This is a genomic window from Planococcus sp. ISL-109 (genome assembly GCF_018613655.1).
In the GTDB taxonomy this organism is placed as follows: domain Bacteria; phylum Bacillota; class Bacilli; order Bacillales_A; family Planococcaceae; genus Planococcus.
The window spans coordinates 55871-72990 of the sequence record NZ_JAGGPW010000006.1 but is presented as its reverse complement, the minus strand read 5'-3'; the positions used below and the strand labels follow the sequence as shown (position 1 = coordinate 72990).

The window sequence follows — 17120 nt, the reverse complement described above, 5'->3', positions numbered from 1 at the left end:
TTTTCAGTTAAAAGGAGGCGTTTCGATTGCTCGCTAGCATAAACCAAAGATTGGGCCTGCTTCTTTTCGTTGTTGCGGCCATCTACCTGTATTTAAGTTTTCAATTGCCCAACTACCAATATGCCCCTATAGACGCGGATGTGATTCCGAAAGGACTCGGAATCCTGCTTTTGATCTTGGCGGTGCTGTTGTTCTTCTCACGTGCTGTGGAAACAGAGGCGGAAAAGAAAAAACGCGATATCCCGAAAAAAGAATTTGGCGTCCTTGCCACAGTATTCGGCATGATTTTCCTGTATATTCTTTTGTTTGAACTGGTCGGTTTTGTCATTATGACGGTCTTGTTCATATTCTTCTGTTCATGGTTTTTAGGTTATAGAGCATGGAAGACAAATGTATTGGTCTCCCTTCTGTTTCCGATTGTTATGTACGCTATTTTCGTTTTCGCGCTGGGGATTAATTTGCCGCGCGGCATCTTGCCACTTTAAGGAGGGAGCTTCCATATGGATGCGTTTCAAGGTCTATTGACCGGTTTTCAAGTTGCTTTAAGTCTTGAAGGAATCTTGTTTGTGTTGATCGGCGTCATCGTCGGGACCTTAATCGGAATGATGCCAGGACTTGGCCCAATCAGCGCCATTGCAATCATGATTCCGATTACATACGGAATGGATCCAGCACCGGCACTTGTCATGATGGCGGGCGTCTATTACGGAGCAGTCTTCGGTGGATCGACATCTTCGATTCTCTTGAATGCCCCGGGGATTTCCGGAACGGTCGCCACGTCTTTCGACGGCTACCCGATGGCCCAGAATGGCCAGGCCGGGAAGGCACTCGCCATTGCAGCAATCGCTTCGTTCGTCGGCGGAACTGTGTCGGTCGTACTCTTGATGCTGTTGGCGCCTGCACTATCGAGTGTGGCCATTTCCTTTGGGCCACCCGCTTATTTTGCCCTGATGTTTATGGGCTTGACGGCGATTTCCAGCTTGTCTGAAGGGTCGACGATCAAGGCGATGATTGCTGCCGTTGCAGGATTCATGGTCGTAACGATCGGGATTGACCCGCAAACCGGGACGCAGCGCTTTACATTCGGCAACGTCAACTTATTTGATGGCTTCGACTTTTTGATCATCGCTCTCGGCCTCTTTGCGGTGGCAGAAGTATGTATTCTCGTGTTGAACCGTAAAAATCGCAGCTTGAGCGACGATCAGAAGCTCGGCAGCTTGCGTTTGTCCAAACAAGATTTGAAAGAAATGAGCGGCCCTGTCACCCGCCAGTCATTCGTCGGCTTCATGCTCGGCGTGTTGCCTGGTGCAGGTGCGACAATCGCTTCTTTCATCAGTTATATTTTTGAAAAACGCATTGCGAAAAATCCGGAAGAGTTCGGCAAAGGCTCGATCAAAGGAATTGCTGCACCGGAAAGCTCCAATAACGCAGCAACAAGCGGTGCTTTCGTGCCGCTACTGAGCCTTGGGATTCCGGGGTCCGGTACGACGGCTGTCATGCTCGGTGCGTTTCTCGTACTCGGTGTACAGCCAGGACCGCTTCTCATGTCGGATCGTCCGGAAATCTTCTGGGGCATCATCGCTTCGATGTACCTCGGCAACATTTTCCTGTTGATCTTGAATTTGCCGCTCATCCCGTATTTGGCGAAAATCTTAAGCATTCCACGTCCGTTGCTCATTTCTTTGGTCATCATGTTCAGCTTGATTGGCGTCTATTCCATCAGCTTTAACGTCTTTGACTTGTATATGCTCCTGGTGTTTGGTGCACTAGGATTTGCCATGCGAATCTTCTCGTTCCCTGCACCGCCATTCATTTTGGCATTTATTCTGGGAGGCATGATGGAGCAGGCGTTCCGCCAATCCATGACCATCTCCAACGGCAGTTTGAGCATCTTTGTTGATACGCCGCTGCCGCTATCATTGCTATTGATTTCCTTGCTGTCATTAGTGATTCCTGCATTTTTAAAATGGAGAGGCAACAGACTGGCCGCTAAACAACGTTAAGGGGTGAGAAAGTGAGAAACTCAAAGCTTGTGCCGCGCGTTCTTGCTTTTTTGCTCGCTGGCGGGTTTGCCCTTTTGTGGGCGATCGGCTTTATGGATGCTTACACTGATGACCAGAAATTGACGCTGCTCTTGCTCGGCATCGCGATCGGCTTATGGACTGTAAGCGTTATGCCGCTCACTGCTTCGAGCCTGCTGGTGCTTGGCCTGCTGGTTTTCTGTCGGATGCGCTTTACTTTATTTTGGCGTTGACTTTAGTGTCGAAAGTATTGGTGAAAGCTCAAGCCGACCAAGTGTTTGTCGGCATTTTACTAAAGCTGAGCAAAGGCAAGGTGCAGCGCTTGCTCATCGGTTTGCCTTTGTTGATTGTTTTTTTGCCGATCCTGCTACCTTCTGCTGTGGCAAGGTTCCGCATACTTGAGCCGATCATTGAACAAGTGAATGACCGCTTTGAACTAGGCGACAGAAGTGTTTTCCGCCAATTCAGCTTATACGTTATCGGAATGATGAACCAAAATTCGACGATGATCGTCTTTACCGGCGGCGGGTTCCCGATACTCGCTGCCCAATTGTTCAGGGATTTCGGAGGCGTGCAAATTTCCTGGCTCGGCTGGTTCTTGCGCATTGCTCCGCCGCTATGGATTGCACTAGTGATCATCAGCTTCGGCGTCTGGTTCTTTTTCAAGCGGCAGAACGGCGAAATACGGCGCATGGAACAGATGGAATTCACACCGTCCGCGCGCTTACCGGAGCGGTTTTGGTGGGTGATCGTTCCGTTTATCGCGATGATCATTAGCTGGATTGTCGTTGACCAAGAACAGATTTCACTTATTGTCGCACCATTTCTGCTGCTTGCTTATTATGCGCTGCCGGTGAACGGGCTCGTCGATGACCGGCTCGTACGGGAATATGATTGGGAAACCTTCCTGTTGCTCGAGGCTTCGTTTTCACTCGGCTATTTATATAGAAGCAAACGGAACGGCCGGTGTCTTGACAAGCCAATTGATCCGCCTTCTGACGCAAGGGATGGGGGATGCTGGGAATATCATTTTTGTCGCGCTGCTCATTTTCGCATTGAGATTCCTGTTCGTTATCCCCTTGACTGCCATGATCGTCATTTTTCCGATTATCATGAGCTTCGCTGGACAGCTTGGTTTGTCGGTGTTGGCGATGGCGTTTCTGCTAATCATGATTGTTGGCGGTGTCACCATTTTGCCGATTCATTCACCAACGACGTTTTTGGCGTTTCAAAAAGGAGCCCTTTCCCGGAATGAACAATTGCTCATCGGTAGCTATTCGAGTTTTGTGATCACTGCAGTTGCCGTTATTTTTGCGATTTTTATTTGGTGAGGCAGTTTATCGGCCTTATCTGCAAACGTAAAGCCAGCCCGCAATTTGGGGCTGTTTTTTTGTGTCCGCATTTGTGCATATGTTTAGTGGAAATGATAGGGGGTAGGTTAATGCTAGAAGCGTTTTAAACAGAGGAGGCAGAAAAATGTTTGATTATACTGTTACAACAAGCAAATCGGTGGACGAAGCAGTCGCATCACTGGAAGAGAATTTGAAAGAACAGCAATTCGGCGTATTGTGGAATTTCGATTTGACGGCGAAGCTGCAGGAAAAGGGACAAGAATTTGATACGCCATACAAAATCTTGGAAGTATGCAATCCAAAAGAAGCGAACACGGTACTCTCTGAAAACTTGATGGCCGGTTATTTCCTGCCATGTAAAATCGTTGTATATAAGGAAGGCGAAGAAACGAAGATTGGAATGCCAAAACCTACATCTCTGATCGGCATGGCGGAAGACGGCGGCAAACTGATTACTGTAGCTGAAGATATTGAAAAGCGCTTGATCGAGTGCATCGAACGGACGGCTTAAGTTCGGCATAAAGAGAAACTTCAATAAGCGGGAGTTTTGAATTTCCGTTAAAGCGGGATAAAACAAATGATGGAGGGATCTTTACATGACAGTCAAATTTACATCTGCTGAAGAAATTGCAGAAAAAGTGATGAACAATGAATCTGTTGCGATTCTCGATGTCCGCAGTAAAGAAGATGTGGAAAATTGGCATGTAGAAGGCAGCAATGTCGAGCTGCACAATATTCCATTCAATAAGATAGAAGAAAGCCGTGAAGAGATCGGGAATTTGCCGAAAGAAAAACCGTTATATACCATTTGTGCAAAAGGCAGTACATCCGAAAAAGCGGCTGAGTATTTACAGGGCCAAGGCTTCGACAATATTATCTCGATTGAAGGTGGAATGGCGTCCTGGAGTGAGCAATTGGAGCCGGTGAAAATCGGGGACTTGAAAAGCGGCGGCGCCATCTATCAATTTGTCCGTGTCGGCAAAGGATGCCTGTCCTACCTGATTGAGTCGGACGGTGAAGCTGCAGTAGTTGATGCAGCACGAATGATTGAACCATACGAAACCTTTGCAAAAGAGCATTCGGCAAAAATCACCCATGTACTGGATACGCATTTGCACGCCGATCATATTTCCGGCGGCCGGAAGCTTGCCGAAAAATTCGGGGCTCAGTATCACCTGCCCCCTGAAGATGCGGAGGAAGTTGTTTTTGGCTATGAGCCGGTTGAAGATGGAAAGACCGTAGCAGTAGGAAGCGTGAAAATCGAAGCGTTCTATTCGCCGGGCCATACAATCGGCAGTACATCGTTCATCGTAGACGGCGAATATTTGATGACGGGAGATATTTTGTTCATCGAATCGATCGGCCGTCCAGACCTTGCCGGGAAAGCGACAGACTGGGCAGAAGACCTGCATGAAACGCTTTATGGGCGTTATGAAAACTTATCGAAAGAACTGGTTGTCCTGCCTGCCCACTATGGTGACATCCAAGAAATGAACGAAGACGGCAGTGTCCATAAAAAACTCAGTGATTTGTATGAACAGAACGAAGGGCTGAACATCGATGATGAAGAACGCTTCATTAAACGTGTTACGGAAAACTTGAAAGAGCAACCGAACGCTTACGAAGATATCCGGAAAACGAATATGGGGAAAATCACCCCATCCGACAGTGAACAGAAGGAAATGGAAACAGGCCCGAATAATTGCGCAGTCTAGCGCAGCAGATGATAGAGTGAGTCCCCGCTGTAAGTGCGGGGGCTTTTTATGGTGAAATGAAAGTATTCAGCAACGAAAAAAAGGATGAGTTTATCAATTGACATTATACCCAAGGGGGTATAATATAAGGGCATAACAACTACAATTTTTATTTTGAACAGGAGGCAAGTAAGATGGATTACGATAAAAAAGTTGAGAACCGTCTCAAACGGATCGAAGGGCAATTACGCGGCGTCATCAAGATGGTCGAAGCGGACGGAGAATGCCGCGATGTCGTCACACAGCTCTCAGCAGTCAGAAGCGCAGTAGATCGGACAATCGGCGTGATTGTCAGCGAAAACCTCCAAGCTTGTGTGCGGGATAGCCTCGAAAAAGGCGAAAACACTGAAGACGTTGTAAAAGAAGCGGTTGAACTTCTCGTAAAAAGCCGATAAAAAGAAAAAAGATGTTTCCTGTTGACATAGCAGAATAAATGCTTTAATATACCCTATAGGGTATTAGAAAAAGTGCGGCGCACTATAAAACGTTCTTTTTTTTGGACCAAAAAGATACCCCTAGGGGTAATTACTGGAGGAATTCACACAATGGCAGAACAGAAGAAAACATCAATCGTACTTTTTAGCGGAGATTATGATAAAGCAATGGCCGCATACATTATCGCAAACGGAGCAGCAGCTTATGATCACGAAGTTACCATTTTCCACACGTTCTGGGGATTGAACGCACTTCGCAAAGAAAATCCACCAGCAATCAAAAAAGGACGTCTTGAAACAATGTTCTCAAAAATGATGCCGCGTGGCGCAGATAAACTTGGACTTTCCAATATGCAATTCGGAGGCATGGGCCCGAAACTCATCAAACAAGTCATGAAAAAACATAATGCAATGCCGCTTCCGGATTTGATTGAAATGGCGCAAGAGCAAGACATTAAGCTTGTGGCTTGCACAATGACGATGGATCTTCTCGGACTTCAAAAAGAAGAGTTGCTTGATGATATCATTTACGCAGGCGTCGCAGCTTACCTTGGCGATGCAGAAGACGGCAACGTCAACTTGTTTATCTAACTCCCAAAAGTGGAAAGGATGAAGTGTAGGATGGAATGGTTACTCTGGATCGCAGTCGGGATTATAGCATATTTCGTAATCTCCCGCTTTACTGCGCCGACTAAAGGAATTAGAACAATGTCCACGGAAGAACTAAAAGCTGTACTCGGCAAGAAGGACAAGCAATACGTCGATGTACGGACACCGGTAGAGTTCAAAGCAAATAACATCAAAGGATTCAAGAACATTCCATTGAATGATTTGCCGAAACGTTTGAATGAGCTATCGAAGGATAAGGAAACACTCGTCATTTGCCAAAGCGGCATGCGCAGTAGCAAAGCAAGCCAATTGTTGAAGAAAAACGGTTTTACCGATGTAGTGAATATTCGAGGCGGAATGAGCAGTTACCGCGGATAATTTGAGGAGGAATTTAGCATGAAAAGCATGACTACACAAGAAGTCCAGGAATTCATCAAAAAGAATCCGGATGCATCGCTGATTGATGTGCGCGAAACTGAAGAAGTCGCTGCAGGAAAAATTCCAGGAGCCGTCAACATTCCGTTAGGCCTGTTGGAATTCCGTTTACAGGATATCGATAAATCGAAAGAACATATCATGATCTGCCGTTCCGGCAACCGCAGCGGCATGGCCAGCCGGTTATTGGAAGACCGCGGCTACAACGTCATCAATATGGATGGCGGCATGATGGAGTGGGAAGGCGACACCGAGTAAACTTTCAACTAAACACACGAATTCACAAGAGGAGGAGAATGAATAATGGTTCAAACAGATAAAGTATTGGACGCAAGAGGGCTTGCATGCCCGATGCCGATCGTCAAAACGAAAAAAGTGATGAAAGATATGGGTTCCGGAGAAGTGCTGGAAATTCAAGCTACTGATAAAGGCTCTACAGCCGACCTGCAAGCATGGGCGAAAAGTTCAGGCCATGAATACATCGGCACAGAAACAGAAGGAGACGTCTTGCTTCACTACTTGCGCAAAGACGGCGCTGGCACAGTGGAAGAGACAATCGAAATTCCGGAAGTGACGCTTTCCGATTTTCAGGTGCGCGTTGAAAACGGCGAGCAATTGAACATTCTGGATGTCCGTGAGCAGGAAGAATACGATGAAGCACATATTCCAGGCGTCAAGCATATTCCGCTCGGTGAAGTGGAATCCCGCATGAACGAATTGGAGCAGAAGCAGGACCAGGAAATTTTCATCATCTGCCATTCAGGCCGCAGAAGCGGAATCGCTGGCGATATGATGGCGAAAAAAGGCTTTAAAACTTTGTATAACGTAGTGCCTGGCATGCGTGATTGGACTGGCAAAACCGAGTAGTCGGGCCAGTCCCCCAAAATTGAAGGAGCGTGTTCACTAATGACGAAAAAAACAGCAATTATCGCCTCTAACGGCGGATTATTCGATGCATATAAAGTATTCAATATCGCCACAGCAGCGGCTGCAAGCGACCACGAAGTGTCTATTTTCTTCACTTTCGAAGGATTGAATCTGATCCACAAAGAAGCGAATCAGCAATTGCCGATGCCAGAAGGCAAGGAACATTTTGAAGAAGGCTTCAAAAAAGCGAATGTGCCGGCAATTCCGGAATTGATTGAAATGGCGCAAGAACTTGATGTGAAATTCATCGGCTGCCAGATGACGATGGACGTTATGGGGCTTGAAAAAGAAGCATTCGTGGACGGCATTGAAGTCGGGGGAGCGGTAACATTCCTTGCTTTTGCACAAGATGCAGACGTGACACTTACATTCTAAATAGACCGATACCAAAAAAATTACGAAAAAATATACTCCAGGGGGTAATTAATATATGTCAGCAAAACCAATGACGGCTGCGCAAGTGGCCCGCAAAGTAATTGATAACGAGCCATTGTTCATCCTCGACGTCCGCAACGGTGACGCGTTCGCCGATTGGAAAATCGAAGGCGGCAATATCCAGTATTTGAACATCCCGTATTTCGATTTATTGGACGGCGTTGAAGAAGTCATCGATCAAATGCCGAAAGACCGCGATATTTTGGTCGTCTGCGCCAAAGAAGGATCTTCCATCATGGTCGCAGATATGCTTGCAGATGAAGGTGTAGAAACGGCTTACCTGGCAGGCGGCATGAAAGCATGGAGCGAGCACTTGGAGCCGGTGAAAGTCGGCGACCTAAAAGACGGCGGAGAACTTTTCCAGTTTGTCCGCATCGGCAAAGGCTGCTTGTCTTACATGGCAATTTCCGGCGGGGAAGCGGCAATTATTGACGCGACTCGCATGACGGATGTCTTCTTGAACTTCGCGCAGGAAAAAGGTGCAGAAATTAAGCATGTATTCGACTCTCACCTTCACGCCGACCATATTTCAGGCGGCCGCAAAATCGCGGAAGCAACAGGCGCAACGTATTACTTGCCGCCAGCTGATGCAGAAGAAGTGATCTTCGATTTCACACCGCTTGAAGGCGGCTTTAAGGCAGCATTCGGCAGCTCAACAGTCGAGGCACTTTACTCACCAGGACACACAATCGGCTCGACTTCATTCATCGTGGATGATCAGTATTTGATGACAGGCGATATTCTATTCATCGACTCGATCGGCCGTCCAGACCTTGCCGGACTTGCAGATGACTGGGTCGGCGATTTGCGCGAATCGCTTTACAGCCGCTACAAGGCGCTTGCAAACGAATTGGTCGTTCTTCCGGCTCACTTCATGATTATGGAGGAATTGAACGAAGACGGCAGCGTCGCGAAAAAATTGGGCGAGTTGTTTAAAGAGAACCATGGCTTGAATATCGAAAATGAGCAGGAGTTCCGCGATATGGTAACGAAGAACTTACCACCGCAGCCGAACGCTTATCAGGATATCCGCAAGACCAATATGGGCAAAATCACACCAGAAGAAGAAATGCAGCGCGAAATGGAAATCGGCCCAAACCGCTGTGCCGTACGCTAAACGCAAGTTATAGCTGATTGATGAAGAAAAAAACCATATTCTAAAGGAGAGATTTTGATGAACGCAGATAAAGTATTAGACGCAAAAGGCTTGGCTTGCCCAATGCCGATCGTAAAAACAAGAAAAGAAATGAAAGCTTTGGAGTCCGGGCAAGTATTGGAAATCCAAGCAACTGATAAAGGTGCTGCAGCAGACTTAACTGCGTGGGCAAAATCAGGCGGCCATGAACTCTTGGAACAGCAAGTCGACGGCGACGTGCTGAAGTTCTGGATCCAAAAGGGCTGAAGAGTGAAGGGCATCGATTGATGTCCTTTTCTTTTTACCTTTTTTCACTTGCAAAAGAGTGGCAGGTGGATGATTGGAGCGATGATGGGAGATAGCGGTTGTTCTTTCTGGACCTGGCGGCAAGCTTTTGCCGAAATCCTGTTATCACATACACTTTCACAAAATAGATGTTCTGTTAAAAGGAGGAAGCAATGTGTTGAAAAAATGGATTCCGGCTCTTGAGTGGATGGGAAGCTATAAGAAGTCCGATTTGAGCGGGGATATCAACGCGGGTTTGATCGTGGCGATCATGCTCATCCCACAGGGTATGGCGTATGCCATGCTTGCCGGATTGCCGCCGGTCATCGGCCTTTATGCTTCGACCATCCCGCTGATTATCTACGCACTTTTCGGGACGTCCAAGCAACTTGCTGTCGGACCGGTCGCAATGGTGTCTTTACTTGTGCTATCGGGTGTCTCGCTTTTAGCGGAGCCCGGCACAGATGAATATATCTCACTCGTTTTATTACTGATGCTCATGATTGGGGTCATCCAATTCCTGTTGGGTGTCTTCAAACTCGGATTTATCGTCAACTTCCTGTCTCATGGAGTCATCAGCGGCTTTACTTCGGCTGCTGCCATCATCATTGGCCTGAGCCAGCTAAAGCAATTGATCGGGGTCAGTCTCGAAGCGGACAAAAATGTTTTCCTTATTCTTGCGGAAACTGTCCGGCGCGCAGCTGAAATAAATCCTGTTACGCTTGTAATCGGTCTCGGCAGTATCGCAATGCTGATTGTCATGAAGAAATACGTCAAGAAAATACCAGGACCGCTTTTTGTTGTCGTCTTCAGTATTCTAGCGGTTTACCTTTTCAACTTGCAGGACTTCGGCGTTAAAATTGTCGGGGAAGTGCCGTCCGGCTTGCCGTCGATATCACTTCCTGCAATGCAATTGGATGCTATCATCGCTTTATTGCCGATCGCTTTAACGATTTCGTTCATCGGTTATATGGAATCGATCGCGATGGCAAAAGCAATTGCAGCAAAGGAAAAATACAAAGTCAATCCAGACCGTGAACTGGTCGGATTGGGGCTCGCAAACGTCGGCGGTTCCTTTTTCGCAGGCTATCCTGTAACGGGAGGGTTCTCACGCTCTGCCGTCAACTACCAGGCGGGCGCACGGACACCGCTCGCTTCGATTATTACAGCATTTCTGATCATCTTGACCTTACTGTTCTTCACCGGCTTATTCTATTATTTGCCGAATGCTGTACTCGCGGCAATCATCATGGTCGCTGTCTATAGCTTGATCGATATGAAAGAAGTGAAAAACCTCTTCAAAGTGAATAAAGTGGACGGTTGGACATGGATGCTGACGTTCCTTGCAACCTTGTTCATCGGAATCGAGCAAGGCATCATCATCGGCGTGATTTTCTCCTTGATTGTCTTTATCCGCCGCAGTGCATATCCTCATGTCGCTGAACTCGGCTATTTACCGGAGCAGCAAGTCTACCGGAACACAAAGCGTTATCCGGAAGCGGAAGTCGATCCGGAAGTGCTTATTTTCCGAGTAGATGCATCGCTTTATTTCGCCAATATGACGTTCCTCGAAGACAAACTTTGTGCCCGTGTTGCCGAAAAGCCGGAAACGAAATGGGTCGTCTTCGATTTCTCAAGCGTCAACTCGATCGATGCCGTTGCGGTTCATGCACTAGAAGAGCTGATGGAACAATGCCATACAGGCAAAGTGGAAATCATCTTCGCAGGAATTAAAAACACCGTGCTCGATGTTTTGAAACGTGCGGATTGGGATACCAAATATCCGGAGAAAATCTATGCGATGAATATTGAACAAGCGCTGGCTTCGATTAATAGGGAGGAGGCACAGAAGTGAAGAACACCGAACTGAAAAAGTTGAATGAAGATTTTATCCAGAAGATCAAAAAACAAGACCCGTCTTATTTCGACGAATTGAAAAAAGGACAATCTCCTGAATATTTCCTGTTATCTTGCAGTGATTCGAGAGTCAGTCCTTCGATCATCACCCAAATGCCGCTCGGCCAGATGTTCATTCACCGTAATATCGCGAATCAAGTAGTCGAGGAAGACGAAAGCTTTGCAGCCAGCCTTTATTTCGCGCTGGAGCATTTGGGCGTTAAGCAGATCATCGTGAAAGGCCATACTGGCTGTGGTGGTGTGAAGGCTGCTTGGGAAGAGAATAGGGAACCGGAACTGCAAAAATGGCTTGCCCATATCAGGAAAGGGTTACCCGAAAAAAAAGCTAAAGAAAATCCGGATTTGGATGAACTGGCGAAAATCAACGTGCTTAAGCAAGTGGAGAAACTATTGCAGCATCCCATCTATAAAAAATACGGTCAGGAAACAGAAGTAACCGCTTTCGTCTTTCACGTTGAAAGCGGCGAATTGGAACAAGTGTATCCGGAAAGTTAAAAGCGGCGTAACTTCAAGTCTGCTATAGAAATCAGCTGCTTATTGAGCGGCTGATTTTTTTGTCAATTTTTACGATTGTTCCAAAAAGATTGCAGGAATGTAAAGTTTCCATATTTTGAGCAAAACTCCTTTTCTTTTTTACCCCAGGGGGTATAATGGGAAGTGACAGTAAATAGAGGCATGGAAAGGCGTAAGTGTTTTTCCAGAAAGGTGAGTTTTTATGAGTATTGATTTTATGATTGTTATTTTCTTGATCGGCTTTATCGGCTCCTTCATTTCAGGGATGGTCGGAATTGGCGGCTCCATTATCAAGTATCCGATGTTGCTATACATTCCGGTCATGTTGGGATATACAGCATTTTCAGCCCACGAAGTATCGGGAATCAGTGCGATCCAAGTGTTTTTCGCCACGATTGCGGGCGTTTGGGCATACCGGGGCAGCGGTTATTTAAATAAAGCGTTGATCGTCTATATGGGCGGTGCTATCCTTGTCGGCAGTTTCATCGGCGGTTTTGGTTCCACGCTATTGTCTGAATCGGCCATTAATATCGTTTATGCGGTTCTAGCGACAATTGCCGTCATTATGATGTTCATACCGAAAAAAGGGTTGGACGATATTCCAGCAGATCAGGTTACTTTCAATAAATGGCTTGCCGCAGGGCTTGCGTTTGTTGTCGGGATTGCCGCGGGGATTGTCGGGGCAGCAGGAGCATTTATTCTGGTGCCGATTATGTTGGTCGTCTTGAAGATCCCGACGCGTATGACGATTGCGACTTCGCTTGCGATCACGTTCATTTCGTCGATTGGTGCAACCATTGGGAAAATCGCGACCGACCAGATTATATATGGGCCTGCTGCAGTGATGATTGTGGCAAGTATCATAGCCGCTCCGATTGGCGCGAAAATTGGACAAAAAGCGAATACAAAAGTATTGCAATGGATTTTGTCGCTGTTGATTCTAGGGACAGCAATCAAAATCTGGTTGGATATTTTATAAGACTGAAAAGCTTCCGGCTATTGCTGGGGGCTTTTTTTTGCTGAAAGGTGTATATAGGGTATGGAGAAAGCGTGGCATAGGAGATGAGCGGTGTCTAAAAGCTTGCGTGGTGAGATTGAGCTCTAGGGGCACGCTTGGGGCCCGCAGTATGCGGGTCATGGAGTTGACAAGTTGCATTTTAATTCTAGACAGGACTACGCTTCAGGGGAACCCTTGCGCTCCGTCCCTAAATTTAGAGTGAAACTGAAATTTGTCATCTTCTTATATCAGTAAGTGATGAAATAGGGAATCCATTTAGTTAGATTAAGCCGGTATTTTATTTTCCGAATTTCTAAAAAGTGAAAAGTCATTTCCGGCACTCAACACCTTAACTAAGCGACGTATCCAAAGGTGGATAATCCGTACAGAAGCAGGTACACCGTACTCACCCAATCAACGAAATATAAAAGCCCCTCGCGCTCACGGGTGAAGCGAAGCAATAAGACAGATGCTCTTTCTGGATTATTGCGGGAGCTCAACACAAAGCGAGGCGGCGAATCCATTCGCGATGCGGGAACAACCAGTGAAACACTTCTGCACAATAATTTCCGCTCATTACCACAGTTCTACAGCAATAAGGAAGAGTTTCCCCGAAAGCGGGCAAATATTACGGTGCCCCTAAAAACGAACAACTCCCCATTCCCACACACCCATTTTAAATTTCCACAAAAGCGGTTTTTCATTTGGATTTTTTTTCGGAAAGAGTACAATGAAACAAAGAGTATGGGAGAGGAAGAGCTGTATGAAACCAGTGATTGTTGCCGAGAAGCCGAGCCAGGCAAAAGCATATGGCGAGGCGTTCAAGACGGTGAAGCGGGAAGGCTTTATGGAAATGGCGCCGAATCCGATTTTTCCGGAAGGCGCGTTCATTACATGGGGCATCGGCCATCTTGTGGAATTAAAAGAACCGAAAGCATATGACCCGAAATGGAATAAGTGGTCATTGGCCTCACTGCCTATTTTGCCGGTCGAATACCAATTTCAAGTAGCGCGCGGCAAGTCGAAGCAATTCAACGTCATCAAGAAATTAATTAAAGAAACTGATACGGTCATCAATGCGTGCGATGTGGACCGGGAAGGGTCGAATATTTTCTATAGCATCTACCGGCAGACGGGTGTGCGCAACAAAAAGATTTTAAGGCTGTGGATCAATTCACTCGAAGTGGACGAAGTGCGGGAAGGCTTCCGCAATCTGCGTGATAACAAAGAAGATCTGCGCCTGTATGAAGAAGCACGGGCGCGCCAAATCAGCGACTGGCTCGTCGGAATGAACGGTTCACGTTTGTATTCGCTTTTGCTTCAGGAGCGTGGCATTCAGGAAGTGTTCGCGATTGGCCGGGTGCAGACGCCGACTGTGTTTTTGATTTATCAGCGACAACAGGAAATTGAGGCGTTCAAGCCGGAGCCTTTCTATGAAATCGAAGGGAAATTCAAGGCAGCGAAGGGCAGTTATAAAGGCAAAGCCAAGCTAAAGGCGAAAGAGCGCAAAAAAGCCGAAGAACTGCTGGCCAAGCATCATTTGACAGATAGTAAAACGGAAGGTTTTGTCAAAGAGCGCAAAACTGCAGAAAAGCGGATACTGCCGCAGCCTTTGCATTCCTTGTCGAGTCTGCAAGCTGCAGCGAACCGGAAATGGAAATACAGCCCGCAAAAAGTGCTGTCCGTCATGCAAAAGCTGTACGAGAAAAAGCTCGTCAGCTATCCGAGGACTGATGCCCGGCATATCACGACAGCGGAGTTCGGTTATTTGGCGGCTCAAGTCGAGAGCTATCAAAAGCTGATCGACGCCGAATTTCCAATCGCCTCGAAAACACCTAAAAAGCGCTTTGTCGACAATTCGAAAGTCCAGGAGCATTACGCCATCATCCCGACGAAAAGTGTGCCGACCACGCGCAGAATAGCAGTTTTGCCGCCAGACGAACGGAATTTATACGAAGAAGTGCTGCGCACGACTTTGGGCATGTTTCACCGTGATTACCGCTACGAAGAAACGAAAGTAGTGACTGATGTTAAAGGGCTCGAGTTCCATACGACCGGGCGCACGGAACTCGATAAAGGTTGGAAATCGCTGTTCCCGGTTTCCAAGGAAGCGACACAGGAACCGCCGCTTCCGGAACTTGCACTGCAGGAGACCGTGGCGGCAGCGATCGCCATCATCGAAGGCATGACCACCCCGCCGAAGCCGTACACGGAAGGCCAGCTGATCGCCATGATGAAAACGTGCGGGAAGTTTGCGGAAGACGTGGCGGATAGCGAGATCCTGAAAGAAGTCGAAGGGCTCGGAACAGAAGCGACACGCAGCAATATCATCGAAACGATCAAGCGCCATAATTATATCGAAGTAAAGAAGAACATCGTTACCGTGACCGAAAAAGGGCGCATGCTTTGCCAGGCGATTGAAGGGAATTTATTGTCCAGCCCGTCCATGACGGCGAAATGGGAAAGTTATTTGAAGAAAATCGGGCGCGGCGATGGATCGGCGGAAGTTTTCCTCGAGACAATCGGCAAATTTATCGAGAAGCTGCTGCAGGACGTTCCGGAGCAACTGCGGAATAACGGCATGCCGGATCAAATGCCGGCTTTGCAAGGGACAGCGATTGCTTTATGCCCGCGCTGCCGCAAAGGATCGATTGTTTCCCGCAGAGGCGCTTACGGCTGTACGGAACATGCGAACGGCTGCAAGCAATCATTCCCGGCCGTGTTCTTGAAAAAACGGCTGACCGCCAAGCATATCGAATATTTATGTGTGAAAGGAAAAACACCGGTCATCAAAGGCTTTGTTTCAAAGAATGGCAAAAAGTTCAATGCCAGTTTGGAGTTGGAAGACGGCAAACTGAAGATGCGATTTTGATATTTCCTGGGAAATATCGTAAAAGGAGGGTTCACTATGCGAAAAATGACGATTTATGTGACAGAAGCGAAATCTGGGCGTTCAATCTTTGAACTGGAGGCGCTATTGCTGGAAGAGCCGGGTGTTGAACGGGCGCTGGTCGTAGTGGAAGATGGAGAAGTCAAAATCGAGCTGGATGAAACAAAAATCAAAGAAAGCCATATTATCCAGATTATTGAAAAGGCAGGATTTCATATCGAGTGAATCCTTGCCCTTAGGGGAGGGTTCATGTAAAATAAGGATAGTGAGTAAATAAAAATTATAAATAACAGGTCAAATGCCGCGGACAATAGCGCCGGAGGCAAAGCCGAAAAGAATCCTTTCATCAAGGAAGGCTCTTTTCGGCTTTTTTACGGGGAGGGAAACCAAATGGGTTATTTTGTAGATCATCGGACGAAACAAATCCATCACAGCCAGTTTGCAGGTGACCGTTGTGGTTTTTTGCAAACGCCCGTGAAAGAACGGGAGTTCACGGATGATTCAGGTTATATAGAGGGATTGGCGGGCCAAAATGAGTATGGGTTTTGCCCGCATTGCCAAACTGCACAATCTTCTGTTGGATCATATTGATAAAAGCCGCCCACTTGGCGGCTTTTATCTTTTTAAAAATGATTTTTCGGTTCGAGCAAAACGAGGATGTAGCTTTTATCGATCGAGAATTCCCAGTCGAGAAAAACTTCACGGATATCCCTATTGAGCAATTCCAAAAAGACGGTTTCCTTCAGCAGTAAACGCTTTTCGAGAGGGCGTTTCACTTGCTTCAGCTCATCGATCAAGCCGCTGCGGATCAGTTCGCGCTCTATCTCGACTAGAAAGCCGATCCGTTCGATTAACAATGTTCGGTCATTGAGCCAGAATAGCCTTGTGCTTTCTGGTTTTTTTTCGGCTTTTCGGCTAGCTTCGACAACTTCTGCACGAAGCGCTTCATGCTTTGCTTCAGACAGCCAGTCAACATCGGATGCAGCTTCGGGCGCGGACATCACGCCGACGAGCATCGCAGTTTGCTTTTCGAGATGCCAATCTGCATATATTTCCTCCACTTTTTGCCCAGACGAGCGGGAGAAAGCTTCGCAAATGGCTGGTTTCAGTTCTTCAATCAACAATTGGCGAATTTTCATCACATGCTTGTATTCTTTTTTCTTGAGCAGAATTTTTTCCGTAGGGCTCAGAAAGCCGCGAAGATGGACGACGACAAAAGGCGGTTTCACAATGACAAAGACCGAAGTAGGCCCTTTACCGAAGTGCTCTCGGACAACAGTAGAAACATAGCCTCCAATCTCACTTTGCATAGTTTTGGCATTCTGCAAAAAATTCGCCTCCTTAAGTTATATGCCATATAAGTTGAACTAATAAATTTCCACTGTAGATATTCCACAAAACCACTCCGAGAAAAGC

General features: G+C 47.0%; 21 protein-coding genes. 20 read left to right on the top strand and 1 reads right to left on the bottom strand.

Annotation, left to right across the window (positions count from 1 at the left end):
* Positions 1–26 precede the first annotated feature (26 nt).
* The 20 genes from J7E21_RS08020 to J7E21_RS07930 all read left to right on the top strand — a co-directional run bounded on the left by J7E21_RS08020 (position 27) and on the right by J7E21_RS07930 (position 16295).
* A complete protein-coding gene (locus J7E21_RS08020) occupies positions 27–485 on the top strand; it encodes a tripartite tricarboxylate transporter TctB family protein (protein WP_215106425.1) in 459 nt (152 codons plus the stop codon).
* Positions 486–500: 15 nt separating this feature from the next.
* Positions 501–2003: a tripartite tricarboxylate transporter permease gene (locus J7E21_RS08015; protein WP_215106423.1), complete on the top strand. Its 1503-nt coding sequence runs from the start codon at positions 501–503 to the stop codon at positions 2001–2003.
* An 11-nt stretch (positions 2004–2014) separates the two neighbouring features.
* The gene (locus J7E21_RS16270) at positions 2015–2254 is read left to right on the top strand and encodes a hypothetical protein (protein WP_251047902.1); all 240 of its coding nucleotides are present in this window, start codon (positions 2015–2017) and stop codon (positions 2252–2254) included.
* Between the two features lie 5 nt (positions 2255–2259).
* Positions 2260–3276, top strand: a complete 1017-nt coding sequence (locus J7E21_RS08010) for an SLC13 family permease (protein WP_353047749.1) — start codon at positions 2260–2262, stop codon at positions 3274–3276.
* 221 nt (positions 3277–3497) lie between these two features.
* Positions 3498–3884 (top strand): DUF302 domain-containing protein, encoded by a 387-nt coding sequence (locus J7E21_RS08005; RefSeq protein ID WP_215106421.1) that lies wholly within the window; start codon positions 3498–3500, stop codon positions 3882–3884.
* An 85-nt stretch (positions 3885–3969) separates the two neighbouring features.
* Positions 3970–5088: an MBL fold metallo-hydrolase gene (locus tag J7E21_RS08000; protein ID WP_215106420.1), complete on the top strand. Its 1119-nt coding sequence runs from the start codon at positions 3970–3972 to the stop codon at positions 5086–5088.
* 173 nt (positions 5089–5261) lie between these two features.
* On the top strand, positions 5262–5522 hold the full coding sequence (locus J7E21_RS07995) for a metal-sensitive transcriptional regulator (protein WP_215106417.1): 261 nt from the start codon (positions 5262–5264) through the stop codon (positions 5520–5522).
* A 150-nt stretch (positions 5523–5672) separates the two neighbouring features.
* Positions 5673–6152, top strand: a complete 480-nt coding sequence (locus tag J7E21_RS07990) for a DsrE/DsrF/DrsH-like family protein (RefSeq protein WP_215106415.1) — start codon at positions 5673–5675, stop codon at positions 6150–6152.
* Between the two features lie 30 nt (positions 6153–6182).
* The gene (locus tag J7E21_RS07985; RefSeq protein WP_215106413.1) at positions 6183–6548 is read left to right on the top strand and encodes a rhodanese-like domain-containing protein; all 366 of its coding nucleotides are present in this window, start codon (positions 6183–6185) and stop codon (positions 6546–6548) included.
* 18 nt (positions 6549–6566) lie between these two features.
* The gene (locus J7E21_RS07980; RefSeq protein WP_215106411.1) at positions 6567–6863 is read left to right on the top strand and encodes a rhodanese-like domain-containing protein; all 297 of its coding nucleotides are present in this window, start codon (positions 6567–6569) and stop codon (positions 6861–6863) included.
* Positions 6864–6908: 45 nt separating this feature from the next.
* Complete coding sequence (locus J7E21_RS07975; RefSeq protein ID WP_215106410.1) at positions 6909–7472, top strand: sulfurtransferase TusA family protein; 564 nt, start codon at positions 6909–6911, stop codon at positions 7470–7472.
* A gap of 39 nt (positions 7473–7511) precedes the next feature.
* On the top strand, positions 7512–7907 hold the full coding sequence (locus J7E21_RS07970; RefSeq protein ID WP_215106408.1) for a DsrE/DsrF/DrsH-like family protein: 396 nt from the start codon (positions 7512–7514) through the stop codon (positions 7905–7907).
* A 55-nt stretch (positions 7908–7962) separates the two neighbouring features.
* Entirely contained in the window at positions 7963–9084 is a 1122-nt protein-coding gene (locus tag J7E21_RS07965; protein ID WP_215106406.1) for an MBL fold metallo-hydrolase, read from the top strand.
* Positions 9085–9141: 57 nt separating this feature from the next.
* Positions 9142–9369, top strand: a complete 228-nt coding sequence (locus J7E21_RS07960; protein ID WP_215106404.1) for a sulfurtransferase TusA family protein — start codon at positions 9142–9144, stop codon at positions 9367–9369.
* A 193-nt stretch (positions 9370–9562) separates the two neighbouring features.
* Entirely contained in the window at positions 9563–11242 is a 1680-nt protein-coding gene (locus tag J7E21_RS07955; protein ID WP_215106402.1) for a SulP family inorganic anion transporter, read from the top strand.
* Positions 11239–11799 (top strand): carbonic anhydrase, encoded by a 561-nt coding sequence (locus tag J7E21_RS07950; protein WP_215106400.1) that lies wholly within the window; start codon positions 11239–11241, stop codon positions 11797–11799. Before J7E21_RS07955 ends, J7E21_RS07950 begins: the two co-directional genes overlap by 4 nt.
* 220 nt (positions 11800–12019) lie before the next feature.
* Positions 12020–12796 carry a sulfite exporter TauE/SafE family protein gene (locus tag J7E21_RS07945; protein WP_215106398.1) on the top strand — a complete coding sequence of 259 codons (777 nt, stop codon included), beginning with the start codon at positions 12020–12022 and terminating at the stop codon, positions 12794–12796.
* 781 nt (positions 12797–13577) lie between these two features.
* Positions 13578–15686: a type IA DNA topoisomerase gene (locus J7E21_RS07940; protein ID WP_215106396.1), complete on the top strand. Its 2109-nt coding sequence runs from the start codon at positions 13578–13580 to the stop codon at positions 15684–15686.
* Positions 15687–15722: 36 nt separating this feature from the next.
* The gene (locus tag J7E21_RS07935) at positions 15723–15929 is read left to right on the top strand and encodes a cation transporter (RefSeq protein ID WP_215106394.1); all 207 of its coding nucleotides are present in this window, start codon (positions 15723–15725) and stop codon (positions 15927–15929) included.
* A 165-nt stretch (positions 15930–16094) separates the two neighbouring features.
* Entirely contained in the window at positions 16095–16295 is a 201-nt protein-coding gene (locus J7E21_RS07930) for a hypothetical protein (RefSeq protein ID WP_215106392.1), read from the top strand.
* A 32-nt stretch (positions 16296–16327) separates the two neighbouring features.
* Here the strand turns inward: J7E21_RS07930 and J7E21_RS07925 are convergent, their stop codons facing one another.
* Positions 16328–17032, bottom strand: coding sequence for a Na-translocating system protein MpsC family protein (locus tag J7E21_RS07925; protein ID WP_215106390.1), 705 nt, complete (start codon positions 17030–17032; stop codon positions 16328–16330).
* Between the last annotated feature and the right edge of the window lie 88 nt (positions 17033–17120).